Origin of the sequence: Chitinophaga eiseniae (assembly GCF_012641265.1) — a bacterium.
GTDB lineage: Bacteria > Bacteroidota > Bacteroidia > Chitinophagales > Chitinophagaceae > Chitinophaga > Chitinophaga eiseniae_A.
In genome coordinates this window covers 457,555-471,958 of the sequence record NZ_JABAHZ010000001.1, presented here as the reverse complement: position 1 = coordinate 471,958, position 14,404 = coordinate 457,555, and the positions used below count along the sequence as shown (strand labels likewise).

Genomic DNA, 14,404 nt, shown 5'->3' with positions numbered 1-14,404 from the left:
CAGCCTCCTTTAGTTATCTACTGATCTAAAGCACCAAATACATTATAAAAATATATTCATCAAACAATTAGCAATCATCGGGTGTAAAAGATAAGAACCAATAGGTACCCAGGCAGGCTGATGGGCAGATTATCTAAAATACCCAGGAAATGGTTAATGCTGATTTACGGTGGCATCGGGATACTCGCTATACTGATTATCGCCAACATCCTCGTAAACCGGATCATCCAGCATACAGTCGGTGAGAAGCTGCAGCATCTTTCACCCCAACTAAAAATTAGTTATTCCTCTATCAAAAGTAATCTATTCACGTCATCGCTTGCATTGAGCAATCTTACTATAGTTTATACGCCGGATAACAGTAAACATCAGCATTCCGTTCATTTCCCGGCCGTAAAACTCAGTGGTATTAACCTGCTGACAATGTTGTTTCACCGAACATTATCTATCAATAATTTGAAACTGAGTAATGGAGAAATAAACCTGGACCGGTACTTAATGAATAGAAAAGATACGGCGCCAATGCAGCTGTTGGCACAAGTGCCCTTTAAAAGCATTGCTGTCAACCATCTTCAGTTAAGCACTTTCCAGGTACTGGAGGACCATCAACTATTGCTAAGAGGAAACCTTGGTATAGATGACATCAATATCAACGATCTAAAGGATGCATTCACCACCGGCAATTTTCACTTCGGTGTTGTCAAAAGCAATCTATCCGACATCAATTATGCCCTACCGAATGCTTATCACACGCTGATGGTGAAACAGCTAACAATAGACAGCCGCCAGGGACTATTGGAGATAGATTCCTTACAACTACTACCACAATATAGCAAAGCCGACTTCTTCAGGAAAACCGGTAACCAGCCTTTATTTGTGGAATCAAGTGTGGCGGGCATCTCCATACACAATTTTGATATCCGGCAACTGTTTGATAAAAAACTGGTGGCGGGAAAAATAGTTTTAAGCTATCCTGTTTTGAATATCTATAGTGAAGCTACCCCCGTCAAACAGTCATCTCTTTTTATTGACTTTAGAAAAATGCTTGCTGCGATACGAACAGATTCATTGAGGATGCGCCGCTCTTCCATTGCTTACGAAACCACCTCGGGCGCTCAATTGGCGCTACATAACGATATGGAGATGAATAAACTGGATATCCGGATAACAGATAGTCTTCCTCGTATTCATTTCAAGACACTCACCTGCGCGTTGACAGATATTCATGCTACCCTCCCCGGCTCTCGCCAAAACCTCCTGATAAAACAGCTGAATATTGATCGTGAAGGCACTTTGCAGGCTACTTCCTTGAGAATTACTCCGCAATACAACAAGATGGAAATGGGGCAAAAATCCGGCCACCAGGTAGATGTTGTGGATGCGACTATTTCTGGCATCACCATCAGCAAACTGGATGTTAGCCAATGTCTTCAGCAAAAACTGGTAGCTGAACAAATATGGATCAAGGAAAGCAACTTTTATATTTTCCGGGACAGGAGATTACCTCGCCTATCCCGGTATAAACCACTACCGGTTGCAGCCCTGAAGGATATTCCAATTGATATCCGGGTACAACATTTCAAGTTATCTACCTCAACACTGTTGTATGAAGAATTCCCGAAAGACAAGTTGCAAACAGGTGTACTGCGGTTTGAAAAATTGCAGCTTTCCCTGGCTCCGTTTATCAATCACCCTACCCCATCCGATCCTGATCATATGGAACTGACTATGGAAGGCGCTATCATGGGATCCGGCTCTATCAAGGCAGCTATTTATATGCCGTTCGCCCCGGGTAAAGATTACAATGTGAATGGAACAATTGACAACTTAGACGTAACCAGCTTGAATCCATCCGCAGAAAACCTGGGCAATTTTCATGTTGAATCCGGTCTGCTGAATCATTTAGCGTTTCAATTTAGTTTCAATGATGAAAAAGCCAGCGGTAAGGTAGTTGGGGAATATCACAACCTGGTATTAGACAAACTAAAAGGACAACAAAAGAAAATAGCCAAATTCCCGTCGTTTATGCTCAAACATGTTATCATTCCCAAAAACAAGGATAAATCACTGCCAGTGGACCATCGCACGGGTATAATAGACTATAAGTTTGATCATACACGCGCGTTGTCGTTTTACCTGTTGAAATCATTGCTATCGGGTATTGAGGCCAGTTTTACGTTTGGGTTTCTGCTGCCGAAGTGATAGTCTATCAGCAAATCGGCAGCAGATCAGATAGCATCCAGGGTTAAAAAATGAATGAAGGCCGGCTATTCAATGGCGAAACTGACTGACAGATAGATATATTGTTCTGCCATTGGTTTAAAGTAATAACTCTCTTCCATCGTGGTTTCCTGTTGGGTAAGATCCATCACCGCGAGCACCGGTCCCAGCTTTTTATTGACTGCTTTTGCGATCATGGCGGCTTTCTCTTTACTATTGAGGAATGCCGCTTCGTAGCCTTTTTCATCTTTCACCAGAGGCTTGAACTTTACCCGGGTACCTGTGATATTGATGATGCTGCCGTTGGCCAGTTTGGCAGCTTTCAGTAGTTCGTCGCGGGAACGGGTTTGGAACGTGTATAAACTGCCTTCCCTGAAAAGCTGCAATGCCTGGTACCCCATTTTATCCTCTTTAAACTGGTTTTCATCCAGACCAGCTTCCTTCATCTTTGCAAAAAAGTTCTTTTTAAGGTCTTCGAAAGACTTCTTGCCTTCCGTGTCTCCATATTCCGCTGCTATGGAAAAATCGATCAGGTAAGCTTCCACTTCACGGTTTACTTTGGCGGCGCCCCCCACCTGGATAGCGTGGTTTTGCTGTTCCTGGGCATGGCCCTTCCATGCCGACACCAATATGATGGCGGCCAGTATAATTTTTTTCATCGGTTGAAAATTAAGTGGTAAAAGAATACTGCTAGGCAATGGTAAAGAGGAAGGATGCAACGATCATCCATATGCCTACGATGATGCCCAGTATGCCCAGGCTACCTTGTTTGGGCGCTACCTGTGCGCGGATACGCGCCGCCTTTTCCCTGGCCTTTTCGTTGTTGGAGAGGAAGAATTTATTGATGAGGGGAAATCCGAGCAGGAAACCAAGGCATGCTTCTACCAAGTTGCCTGCGGTTAACGTGATCCACCAAATAGGCGCCGAAGTGAGCCAACCCACGTTTAAAATGGCCATTACAAGCCCCCATATACCCCAGCCACAGAAAATAATCCCTATCCAGCCCTGGTAGGGCTCCACTTTTTCCAACAATTCCTTTGCATTGGGTTTTCTGGATAAAATCAGGGAGGGAACGGCAATGATGCTCAGCAGGATTAATGTTATTCCGTAGATCATAATGTTGCATTTTTTAGTTTCGAGATGGTTTCTTTTGTTATGCAACAAAGGTAGCCAGGCACGACGGGGACAGCAACATCGTATTCAGTGAAATTCACCCCCCTGTTTTCAGGGGGTTAGCTGAGAAGACCCAATTTGACGGCGTACCTGGTGAGGCCTGCCAGGTTGCGTACTTTCAGCTTCAGAATGAGGGTTTTGCGGTAACTTTCAATCGTATGTTTGCTGAGAAAGAGTTTATCAGCGATTTCCTGGGTGGTGTATTCTTCCGCAATCAGCTTCAGCACATCCTTTTCGCGGGAAGTGAGCATTTCAAGGGTTTCCTTTTCCTTGTTGAACACGCTCTTGAGATATTCCTGTTTTACCGCCTCTGAAAAGTATTTCCCGCCTTTGAGGATCGTTTTGACCGCCTCCAGCAACTCCTCTGAATCCGCATTCTTCGATAAAAAGCCATCGACATTATTCTGGATAAGCGCATCGATGATATTACTGTCGGTGTGCATACTTACCACCAGCGTGCTGATCTCCGGTCTTTTTTCCTTGATATAGTTATTCAGTGTAATGCCGTCTATATCCGGCATACTGATATCGGTAATAACGAGATCGACCTGCTCATCCGGATGCTGATCAAGATAATTCATGACCAGTTGGCCATTATGCGCATAATACAGTACATGCAGGTCTTTTTCCTGTGCTATCAACCTGATAAGACCTTCCAGGAACAGTTTATGATCGTCGGCAAGGATAATATTATGCTTCATAACATTCCGGGTTTAAAGGTATTTCAATGTCAATTACGGTGCCTTTCGAGGGGAAAGAGTCGATGGAAAATACGCCATCGAATAATTTCAACCGCTCCCGGATATTCTGAAATCCGATGCCATATTTCACTGTTTCCAAGGAAAATCCCTGGCCATCATCTTCAAACAGCAACTTCAGCGTACCATCCAGCCGGGTCAATTGTATTTCTACTTTCGAGGCCTGGCTGTGTTTCTGGGCGTTGGTGATCAGTTCCTGGATGATCTTATAAATCTCCGCTTTCAGGGAAGTTCCGATCCGTTCAATTTCATCGCCGGGAAACGCCTGGAAGGTGATAATGGCATTACCAGGCATGTTGAATTGCCGGATATAGCCGGCAATGAGTTCGGTAAAGCCGGTATGACCAAATTTCAGCGGCACCAGGTCATGGGAAAGGTCACGTACCTGGCGGTAGGTATCGTCGACCTGCCGGATCAGCGCATCCAACCTATTTACGGCAGTTTGATTGGAGAGCTGGAGTTTGATAGCAGCGAGGTTGCCACCGATACTATCGTGCAGTTCGCCCGCAATCCGCTTCCGCTCTTTTTCCTGGCCGCTAACGGAGGCCTTAAGCAATTCCAGTTCCTTATCTTTCAGCAGCGCCGCGATTTTCTGCCGGTTCATTTCCTCCATCGTAGCATTTAGTTTGCTCTGTGCCTGCAGTTTTTGGTAATACATATACAGCAAGCCTATGATGGGTAGCAGGATAGCAAGAAAACCGATCAGCAGGCTGTATTTTATTGTTTTCTGATGGTTTAACTCGTTCTCTTTGTTCAATATTTCTTTTTCCTTCTGGGCGGTTTGGTATTTTATTTCGAGTTCGTTGATCTCTTTTTTATTCTGCCGGTTCAATACCTCCTGGGAAATGCCCAGGTACTGAGTCATGAGTGCATAGGCGTTTTTATAATCACCTGTTACCGCGTGCACGTTACGCAGGCTGTTCAGTACTTTCAGCTGTGTTTTCAGGTCGTTCCATTGCAGCGCGTTAGCGTATACCAGCGACAGCAAGGCTTTTGCATTGTCATAGTCCTTGTGGGCAATGAGCAGGTCGCCCATCCTTTGTCCTGCGTTGATGTACAAGTCAAAAAACTGGTGCTGCTGCGCCTTGTTTTCTACTTCATTGTAAATCGTGTATGCCTCCTCTGTTTGCTGGCTAAACTCCGCGATGATGCCCAGCGTTAGTTTCGCCTGTAGTGCCTTCTTTTCCTCGTGTTGCGCCTGGAAATAAGCCAGTGCTTTCTCGGTATATAGCTTCGCCTGGGGCAGGTTTTTCTGTTCAAGAAAAATGATGCCCAGCCGCTCATACACCCAATGTTTCAGTTTTTCGTCCTGGCCGGTATGTTGTAGCAGGTCCTGGTAGGCTGCTATGGCTTTGTCGTGTTCCTTACGGGCAGCATATACGTTGGCTATGCCCAGTTTGTTGTCATTAACGGCGACCTGGTTGTTGAGGGACGCTGCGATCGGGACGCCCTGCAGGTAAAAACGTAAAGCTTCGTCGTACAGGCCTTCCTCACTGTAGGCATTGGCCAGCATAAAATAAAGGAAAACCTGGCTGGAAAGTTTATCAGCAGACGGGAGGTCACTTTGATTAAGACCGCCAATCAGCTGTTGCGCATAAAAAATCACAGAGTCCGTAGTGCCATGGGCTGCATGAAAGGCCAACAGGGGCTGCACTTCCGCTATCTTCGCTTTAATATCGGTAGCCAAATGTATTTTCCGCAAAAGGGAATCGGGGGTTTTTACCGGTACCTCTCCGTAAGCCGTGAAACCTGTCTCATTTTGGGCCAGGCAGGGACGGGAAAGCGCCATCAGGACTACAAAAAACAGGACTGGTACTTTGTTTAGCCAGGTTTGGGTTAATATGGTAATTTCCACGATCAAGAAAAATATTTCCGTTTAGACGTTGAAGGTAATAATTAAATACATTTGTATCCTACCAATTTGTTAGCTAACCCATGGTCATTATTAAAAGAATACAGACAACCTATAACACCGTACTCCGTGCTAAAATGTACTTCTTTTTCAGAAAAAGCCTTTGGATGTACTTGCTGGGCATGTTGATGCTGGGCTATGCTTTTCCACTGGAAAATGCCGGGGTGGGTCCTTCCGCACTCATTTACTTTTTCATTTTCGCGTTGGTTATTTTAGTACCGGTTTATCATTTCAGCACTCAGGCGATGGTTCGGAAAGCTCCTTTAGATGCTAATATTGAATTTAATGAGCAATCTATTATTATAAGACATATCGACAGTAATAGTATCGAAACCAAAAGCTGGGACTGGATTAAACGAATTGACGTGACCCGAAAAGATATCCTGCTTATAGTGGATCATCCTACCCGTTTCCTTATTGCGCTGGAGAAGAGCAAATTGACAACGCCTGAAATCCAGTTTTTCCTGTCGAAAAAGAAAGGATAAGCGACGATTACAATAGCACATCTATACACTAAACACGCTTTTGACACGGCTCACACCTCCTATCTTTTTTTAAAAACTACCCCACTATTGCTATACAATTGAACACTTTTTTTGTACTTTTAAGTACAACAAGATTGTCATACACTGCTTATCAATCAATAACAAACCGGAGTACGAGCTCCGCAAAACATGCCACAGCAATTTGATCCGGCCAACGAAAAAATGTATATCCGCCTTGTCAAACAGGGCGATGCAGCTGCTTTTCATGCGATATACCAATATTACAGTCCCCGTGTTTACGGCAAACTACTCCGCGTGCTGAAATCGGAAGACCTGGCCGCTGATATTCTGCAAGACCTTTTTTCCATCATCTGGCAGAAGAGGGCTGAGATTGATCCGGAAAAATCATTTGGCGCATTCCTGTTCAAAATATCCGACAATCTCGTATTGGATTTGTTCCGGAAAGCCAAACGCAATCAGCAACTGATAGAACAGCTTGCCCAGGCGGGCGCCGAAGAATGGGAAAGTACGGAAGAGTGGCTGTTTAAAAAAGAGAACGAAACCTGGCTGGCCAGGGCTATAGAAAGCCTGCCGCCTCAACGCAGGCTGGTATTTCAGCTGTGTAAACTAGAAAACCGCTCACATGACGAAGTGAGTCAGTTACTGCATATTTCCCGTGCCACAGTGAATAATCACCTCGTTAAAGCCACGCAGAACCTGAAAGCATTGGCTACCGGTAAATCGGGGATGGCAGGATTGCTACTGATATGGCTATTCAGATAGTAGTTATTTTCCTTCATGATGACCGTTAAATTTTTTTTTAAGGAAGGATAGTTATTTTCCCCCGGAGCTACGTATTATATATATGACACCTGTTCAAAAAGAGGAAGCGCTGCGCCGGCTCTTTGATCAATGGATTAAAGGAGGCAACGACCGGCAAACGTTACAAGAGCTGGTAAGCTATGCGGATGACCCGGCATTGGCCGGCGCCTGGCAGGCATTGCTGGAAGAGGTTCCTGTGCCGGTTCCTGTCGATGATACGCATGCGGTAGTGATAGAAAAGGTGTATCAAAGATTAACAACGACCATACCTGCGTTGCAGCAACGTAAAGTGCTCCGGCGCCTGCCTGCGTGGACAAAGTACGCAGCCGCTGCTGCTATCCTGTTCCTTGCCGGCGGACTGGGTTATTATATTTTAACCAACCATATGCCGCACGGTAGTACGGCCATCACCAGTGCTCCTGGCGCCAACAACGTAATGCCGTTGCATAACCGCCAGGCATCCCTTACGCTGGCAAACGGCGCCAGCATAGCACTGGACAGCATTACAACGGGAACACTGGCGCATCAGAATGGGGCTGTTGTCCTTAAATCCAGCCAGGGACACCTGGCGTATCACCAAACAGCACCGGAAAATACATCCACTTCCCCATCGGCCTATAATACATTACGAACGCCCAATGGGAGCGATTATCAGCTGGCACTTTCCGATGGTACCAATGTGTGGCTGAATGCTGCGTCTTCCATTACATTCCCTGTTGCATTTACCGGCAATACCCGGGAAGTAGTTATCACCGGGGAGGCTTATTTCGAAGTATCGGGGAATGCTGCCATGCCCTTTCGCGTAAAAGTAAATGATGCGGTTATAGAAGTATTGGGGACGCATTTTAATATCAGCGCGTATACCGAAGACCATACCATAAAGGCTACCCTGCTGGAAGGCGCGGTAAGGGTGGTGAAAGGAGACAACAAATTATTGCTGCATCCCGGCCAACAGGCGTTGTTCAGCAACGGCAACGACGCCATCAGGCTGATACCGCATGCAGATGGAGAAGCGGCCGTGGCCTGGAAAAACGGCGTTTTCGATTTCCGGGACCAGGATATCGAAACCGTGATGAACCAAATCGGGAGATGGTATAACATGGAAATTATTTATGAAGGAGCAAAGCCACAGGCGCCTATCATAGGCATGATGAGCCGTAGCACAGATCTGGCCACGGCGCTGAAAAGCCTGGAGCTCACCAGTGGAATTCATTTCAGGATAGAGGCAGGACAACACAATGAAACGGGGAAGATCATAGTACAACCATAGCCCGCAGCAGACTACACCGGGTGTTCATTTATCAACCTATCTAAACAACCAGGATCAATGCAATTAACAGTACGACGCTCCCGTCGTTCAGGGAAGCTATTGCTCATTTTTATCGCTTTCATCTTATTCATGAATGTACGGGGATGGGCCCAAACAGTCAGCATCTCCGCGCAACATGTATCTATTGATGCTATTCTGAAAGATGTACGCCGGCAAACAGGCTACAACTTCTTCTGTAAAGCCGAATGGGCCCGGAAAATAGGCCCGCTTACGCTGGAAGTAAAAGATGTGCCGGTGACAGAAGTGCTGGAAAGATGCCTGCAGGGGAGCCCTTTCTCTTACAGTATCCTGAACCGGACTATTGCTATCTTCCCGATGATCGCCCCCAATGCAGGCACCTATATCGTAACAGGCACGGTAACGGATACACGCAATAAGCCATTGGAAGGCGCCAGCGTGGTGGTGCAACGTTCGCGCCAGGGTACTATCACTGACGCCAAAGGGCATTTCACGTTGAAGAACATACGCCCTTCCGATACACTCAAAGTTAGCTTCATTGGCTATAACGCCAGGCAGGTACCAGTAAACGGGCAAACGGAAATAAGTATTGTACTCAAAGACGCCAGCAGCCTGTTAGACGAAGTAGTTACCCAGGCTTACAGCAAAAGCAGCCCCCGGCTGATGACCGGAAATATCACCAAAATAACCGCTGCTGAAATAGAAAAGCAACCGGTGATGAATCCACTGGCGGCGCTCGAAGGCAGAGTACCCGGCATGGTGATAAGCTATACCAACGGTTTTGCCAGTTCGCCGGTAAGCGTGCAGATACGGGGCATTAACTCCCTGAACGCCGGCGTGCCAGCCGACCCGTTGTATGTGATAGACGGCGTTCCGCTTAATGTGCTGTCGCTGGGTAATTCATACAATCATATATCCAGCGGCTTTATCCAAAACGTCAACTACAATTATCCAAGCGGTACTACTACCAATGGCCAAAGCCCGCTTTTCAGTATTAACCCGGATGATATTGAAAGTATTGATGTGCTGAAAGATGCAGATGCCACCGCTGTTTACGGCGCCAATGGCAGCAATGGGGTTATACTGATCACCACCAAGCGGGGTAAGCCCGGTAAAACCAGGTTTGATTTCAATGTGGACCCGCCCATGCTCAGCTGGGGCCGCACCACCCGGCTTTTTAAATACGCCAATACCCAGGACTACCTGCAAATGCGCCGGGAGGCACTCAAAAATTCAGGCATTACCCCCAACCTGCAAAACGCTGCCGACCTGCTGCTCTGGGATACTACCCGGTATACCGACTGGGGAAAGCAGATGCTCGGTGCACGCGCTGTAGACCTCAATGTAACAGCAGGCATATCCGGGGGCTCGGAGCAAACCAGTTTCCGGATCAACGCCAACTATAACCGCCTTACCAATACCACCAGCATATCAGGCGCCACACAGCGCATTACTTTTGCCAGCAATGTAAACCATACCACGCCCGATCAGAAATTGTCTGTTAACCTCTCTGCTAATTTTTCCTACGGCTATGTGAATGTAGTACCACCTGTGATCGACCCGGGATGGGCGCCCAATGCCCCGCCGGTGTTCGATAAAAAAGGTAATCCCAACTGGGCCGAATGGGATGCTAACGGGCTGCTGAGCATCTACCCCTTTGGCGCTTACCTCAACCCTTCCAATCCGCAGGCCACTACTACCCTCACCAGCAGCCTGCGCCTGGATTACAAGCCTTTCCGGGGCTTTACCTTCAGCACCATATTGGGATATAACTTTGCTTATAACAGCACCAATGCTTTTATGACCATCGCTTCCCAGGGGCCTTATGCAAGTTATGCCACGGGCAGCGCCAATTTCAGCATTACACAGAATGCCGGCTGGACGATCAACCCACAGGTGACTTATAATACCCGCCTGGGAAAAGGCCATCTACAGCTAAGCGTTATAGGCAATGAAGTGGCCACCTCCACCAGGGGCAGCAACCAGTATGGCTTTGGATATGATAACGATATCCTGTTGGGTTCTATCGCCAACGCCCCCTCCATTCTTACGTCAGCAGCCTATAGCCAGGCAAAAACCGCCGCCTTTATAGGCGATGTTTCCTATAACTGGGATGACCGATACATCCTGCATCTGAACGGTACCAAACAAGGCTCTTCCAAGTTTGGCCCCCAGGCGCAATATGGCAGCTTTGGTTCTATAGGGCTGGCATGGATAGCTTCCGGGGAAAAATGGCTGCGCGAAAAACTACCCGCCGCAATCAGCTTTCTGAAATTCAGGGGCAGCTATGGCCTCACCGGCGACGATGGAGGACTCGATTACCAATACCTGGCCCTGTGGCAGGTACAAACCTATTCGTCTTTTGTGGGTGGCGGATATAACGGGCAAAGTGCACTCACCCCTTCCATCCGGCCTAACCAGCGCTACAAATGGCAGGAAAACCGCAAGCTGGAAACAGCCCTGCAGCTTGGCCTGTTTAAAGATAAAGTATCATTGGACGTCAGCTGGTACCGTAACCGCGTGTCCGATCAGATATCAGCGTCCCCCACTCCCGGGTTCATCAACTCGGTCAACATTAATTCCCTTACCACCAATGTACCGCTTGTTATACAAAACAGCGGCTGGGAAGGGAGCATATCCGCTCAGCTCATCGCTAAAAAAGATTTTTCCCTGTCTGCCAGGTTCAATATAGGCCTTAACAGGAACATATTGCTTTCTTTCCCTAACCTTGATAACACGCCTTATGCAGGGCTATATCGTGTGGGTCAGTCAATCAACACACAGTATGTTTTTCACTTCATTGGCGTAGATCCGCTCACCGGAAAAGCGGCTTTCCAGGATTATAATCATGACGGCATCATTAATGGAGCCGGTGGCGTTGCACCAGCTCCCGGCCTGGATGACAGAGGGCTGGCTTATGACCTGCAACCGAAGTTTGACGGTGGCTTTGGTATGGACGCTTCTTACAAGCGATTCCGGTTCAGCATTTTTTTCCGGTTTAAAAAACAGACCGGCATGAATATGCTCCAGAATATCGCTTACACGCCCGGCACTTTCAACCAGAACGTACCTGAGTTCATTGCCCGTTCCTCGCACTGGCAAAAACCCGGCGACGTAGTACCTTATCCCGCGTTTAACACCCTGCCGGTAGACAACAGCTGGTCACAGCTACGCTGGTCGAACCTCACCTTCACAGATGCCTCTTATATCCGGTTGAACAATGCCAGCATTTACTATACCCTGCCATCTAACTGGAGCAAAAAGGCAGGCATGAAAGAACTAACACTGAGCCTGCATGCGCAAAACGTACTCACACTGACCCGTTATGCCGGGGGAGACCCCGAAACGCCCGGTAATGTGATGCCGCTGGCCGGTCTTTATACGGCAAAGATTAACTGGCATTTTTAAACGTAAGAATATGAAACACGATACCGATATGAAAAATAAATGGTTTATCCTGTTGCTTCCCATGGTGCTGTTGTGTGCCTGTAACAAACTGGTATCTATTTCCGAGCCAACAGACCGGATCAGCAACACGGCCGTTTTCAGCTCCGACGCGCTGGCCAATTCCGCTATGAATGGCGTTTACAACAGTCTCCTGGCAGATGCCGCCTTTTCCAAATCTATCGCATCCCTGTATGGTAGCCTTTCTGCCGATGAAATGCTGACATTCAATAGCGTTAACAGTACTTACTATCCTATCAACACTAATCACATTACTGTAATGGGCATCGGTAACGCCCGTACGACGCCCACTGATAATATCTGGACGTCGGCCTACAGCACTATTTATAATACCAATGCCGTGATAGAAGGAATTGCTGCTTCCACCTCCCATGAACTTCACGATAGTGCGCGCCAGCAGCTTACAGCAGAAGCAAAGTGCCTGCGGGCCTTCTGCTATTTCTACCTGGTAAATTTTTATGGAGATGTGCCATTGATACTCACTATTAACTACAATGCCGTAGCAACTATTGCCCGCAGCCCGCAAGATGCCGTATATCAACAGATCATCACCGATTTGCAGCAGGCACGGAATAACCTGGCAGACAACTATAGTGCCGGCAAAGGGAAAAGAGTACGGGTAAATAAATGGGCAGCCACCGCGCTGCTGGCCAGGGTATACCTCTTCAAAAAAGATTATGCCAGTGCCACCGCCATGGCTACGGAACTCATCAACCAGCAGTCGTTGTTTGCCCTGGAACCCAGCCTTGGCAACGTGTTCCTGAATAGCAGCCGGGAAGCCATCTGGCAGCTCAATCCTAAAACTAAAGTCACCGATAATGATAATACCCCTGACGGTGTAACCTTCCTTCCCGGACTTTATATCCGCACGCCGGGAGATACAACCGGTATATTCCAATACGTATTGTCTTCCCAACTGTTGAACGCCTTTGAGCAGGGCGATAAGCGGCGAAGCGAGTGGGTAGATTCACTGCCTATTTACAGTTCACCCCTTACCGGTTATTACATGAAAAAGTACAAGATAGGCAACTTCAATTATACCCAGGGCGCCGACCCGGTTGAATATCCTACGGTACTGAGGCTGGCAGAGCTATACCTGGTAAGGGCGGAAGCACAGGCCAATGGAACGGGCGGCAACATCGCCGGTGCTATCGCAGATCTCAATACCGTTCGTGCCCGGGCGGGCCTGCCGGCGCTAATAGGTAACCTGTCGCCGGCCGACTTGCAAGCGGCCATCGCGCATGAATGGCAGGTGGAATTTTTCTGCGAATGGGCGCACCGGTGGTTCTACTTGAAACGAACCGGGCAAGCCACTAAAGTATTGTCGCAAATAGCGCTGAAACAACCATGGGCAGGCGACTACCAGTTGCTCTATCCCCTGCCTCCGTCTGATCTCAACAAAGATCTTCACCTGGTACAAAATCCAGGGTATTAAACCTTAAAATAAATACCATGCTATCAATATTTCATAAATACCTGGTCTATCTCGTATTACTGCTGGTAATAACCGCCTGCCGGAAAGAACGCAATACGCCACCCGGCACGGCATCGCTCACCGTGATTAATGCCGTACCCGGCACCGACGCCCTCGTTGTCAACTTCAGCGATGCGGATACCCTGCCGAATTACTATTTAAACACCCAGCGGATCCGGTATGCCACATTCCTCACCGACTATCAATTCAGCGCATACAGCGGAACGCAAACACTGCACTTATACAACTATCCGGATACTCTGCCCAAAAGTAAACCACTGGCGATGGTTACACTCCACCTGCCTGTAGGCTCCATCAATACCCTGTTTGTAACAGGTACACTGAGCCAGCCAGATACCCTGCTGAGCGTTGACCAACCGCCATACCGGGCAATAACAGACAGCACCACCGGCATACGTTTCGTGAACCTCTCACCGGGTAGCGCACCAATAAGTATCAACCTGCAGGGACAGCCAGCCGGCAGCGAAGTAAAACTGTTATCCTATAAAGGGATCACTGGTTTTAAAAGTTATGCCGCCCGGTCAACCGACAGCGTATATACGTTCGAGTTTCACGATGCCGGTAGCGGTCAGCTGCTCTGCACCTTTACCGCTACCGGTATCAACAACAGTTCATCCGATCCTAATAACCCCGCCAACACCTGGCGCTTCCGCAACCGTACCCTGGCGGTGACAGGACTTCCTGACAACGGATCTGGTAACAGTCCGCAAAATGTGCTGTTGATCAATAACTACTAAACCCGTAAGCTGCCCATGGCCGATAAGTTTGAATATATGCAACAAGAAA

General features: G+C 47.7%; 11 protein-coding genes. 7 read left to right on the top strand and 4 right to left on the bottom strand.

The genetic code is table 11. The features are described from left to right. The first annotated feature begins 120 nt into the window (after positions 1 to 120). Positions 121 to 2,202, top strand: coding sequence for a DUF748 domain-containing protein (locus HGH91_RS01740; RefSeq protein WP_168736733.1), 2,082 nt, complete (start codon positions 121 to 123; stop codon positions 2,200 to 2,202). Positions 2,203 to 2,267: 65 nt separating this feature from the next. On the opposite strand, the gene HGH91_RS01735 is transcribed toward HGH91_RS01740, so the two are convergent. The 4 genes from HGH91_RS01735 to HGH91_RS31475 all read right to left on the bottom strand — a co-directional run bounded on the left by HGH91_RS01735 (position 2,268) and on the right by HGH91_RS31475 (position 6,006). Beyond that, complete coding sequence (locus tag HGH91_RS01735) at positions 2,268 to 2,879, bottom strand: hypothetical protein (RefSeq protein WP_168736732.1); 612 nt, start codon at positions 2,877 to 2,879, stop codon at positions 2,268 to 2,270. Between the two features lie 31 nt (positions 2,880 to 2,910). Next, the gene (locus HGH91_RS01730; protein ID WP_168736731.1) at positions 2,911 to 3,336 is read right to left on the bottom strand and encodes a hypothetical protein; all 426 of its coding nucleotides are present in this window, start codon (positions 3,334 to 3,336) and stop codon (positions 2,911 to 2,913) included. Positions 3,337 to 3,452: 116 nt separating this feature from the next. Beyond that, entirely contained in the window at positions 3,453 to 4,094 is a 642-nt protein-coding gene (locus HGH91_RS01725) for a response regulator (protein ID WP_168736730.1), read from the bottom strand. Further along, the gene (locus tag HGH91_RS31475) at positions 4,084 to 6,006 is read right to left on the bottom strand and encodes an ATP-binding protein (protein ID WP_168736729.1); all 1,923 of its coding nucleotides are present in this window, start codon (positions 6,004 to 6,006) and stop codon (positions 4,084 to 4,086) included. Before HGH91_RS31475 ends, HGH91_RS01725 begins: the two co-directional genes overlap by 11 nt. Positions 6,007 to 6,086: 80 nt before the next feature. On the opposite strand from HGH91_RS31475, the gene HGH91_RS01715 reads away from it, so the two are divergent. From HGH91_RS01715 to HGH91_RS01690, 6 genes are all read left to right on the top strand, one after another. Further along, positions 6,087 to 6,548, top strand: a complete 462-nt coding sequence (locus HGH91_RS01715) for a hypothetical protein (RefSeq protein ID WP_168736728.1) — start codon at positions 6,087 to 6,089, stop codon at positions 6,546 to 6,548. Positions 6,549 to 6,737: 189 nt separating this feature from the next. After that, positions 6,738 to 7,331, top strand: a complete 594-nt coding sequence (locus HGH91_RS01710; protein WP_168736727.1) for an RNA polymerase sigma factor — start codon at positions 6,738 to 6,740, stop codon at positions 7,329 to 7,331. A gap of 82 nt (positions 7,332 to 7,413) precedes the next feature. Continuing rightward, positions 7,414 to 8,640, top strand: a complete 1,227-nt coding sequence (locus HGH91_RS01705; RefSeq protein WP_168736726.1) for a FecR family protein — start codon at positions 7,414 to 7,416, stop codon at positions 8,638 to 8,640. A gap of 57 nt (positions 8,641 to 8,697) precedes the next feature. Next, entirely contained in the window at positions 8,698 to 12,066 is a 3,369-nt protein-coding gene (locus HGH91_RS01700; protein WP_168736725.1) for a SusC/RagA family TonB-linked outer membrane protein, read from the top strand. 10 nt (positions 12,067 to 12,076) lie between these two features. Continuing rightward, positions 12,077 to 13,558, top strand: a complete 1,482-nt coding sequence (locus HGH91_RS01695) for a RagB/SusD family nutrient uptake outer membrane protein (protein ID WP_168736724.1) — start codon at positions 12,077 to 12,079, stop codon at positions 13,556 to 13,558. Positions 13,559 to 13,575: 17 nt separating this feature from the next. Continuing rightward, on the top strand, positions 13,576 to 14,355 hold the full coding sequence (locus HGH91_RS01690; protein WP_168736723.1) for a DUF4397 domain-containing protein: 780 nt from the start codon (positions 13,576 to 13,578) through the stop codon (positions 14,353 to 14,355). The last annotated feature ends 49 nt before the right edge of the window (positions 14,356 to 14,404 follow it).

Bases quoted from the DNA above. Each gene is read 5' to 3' on its own strand.
- HGH91_RS01740 (WP_168736733.1), top strand. From the start codon at position 121: ATGGGCAGATTATCTAAAATACCCAGGAAATGGTTAATGCTGATTTAC.
- HGH91_RS01735 (WP_168736732.1), bottom strand. From the start codon at position 2,879: ATGAAAAAAATTATACTGGCCGCCATCATATTGGTGTCGGCATGGAAG.
- HGH91_RS01730 (WP_168736731.1), bottom strand. From the start codon at position 3,336: ATGATCTACGGAATAACATTAATCCTGCTGAGCATCATTGCCGTTCCC.
- HGH91_RS01725 (WP_168736730.1), bottom strand. From the start codon at position 4,094: ATGAAGCATAATATTATCCTTGCCGACGATCATAAACTGTTCCTGGAA.
- HGH91_RS01715 (WP_168736728.1), top strand. From the start codon at position 6,087: ATGGTCATTATTAAAAGAATACAGACAACCTATAACACCGTACTCCGT.
- HGH91_RS01710 (WP_168736727.1), top strand. From the start codon at position 6,738: ATGCCACAGCAATTTGATCCGGCCAACGAAAAAATGTATATCCGCCTT.
- HGH91_RS01705 (WP_168736726.1), top strand. From the start codon at position 7,414: ATGACACCTGTTCAAAAAGAGGAAGCGCTGCGCCGGCTCTTTGATCAA.
- HGH91_RS01700 (WP_168736725.1), top strand. From the start codon at position 8,698: ATGCAATTAACAGTACGACGCTCCCGTCGTTCAGGGAAGCTATTGCTC.
- HGH91_RS01695 (WP_168736724.1), top strand. From the start codon at position 12,077: ATGAAACACGATACCGATATGAAAAATAAATGGTTTATCCTGTTGCTT.
- HGH91_RS01690 (WP_168736723.1), top strand. From the start codon at position 13,576: ATGCTATCAATATTTCATAAATACCTGGTCTATCTCGTATTACTGCTG.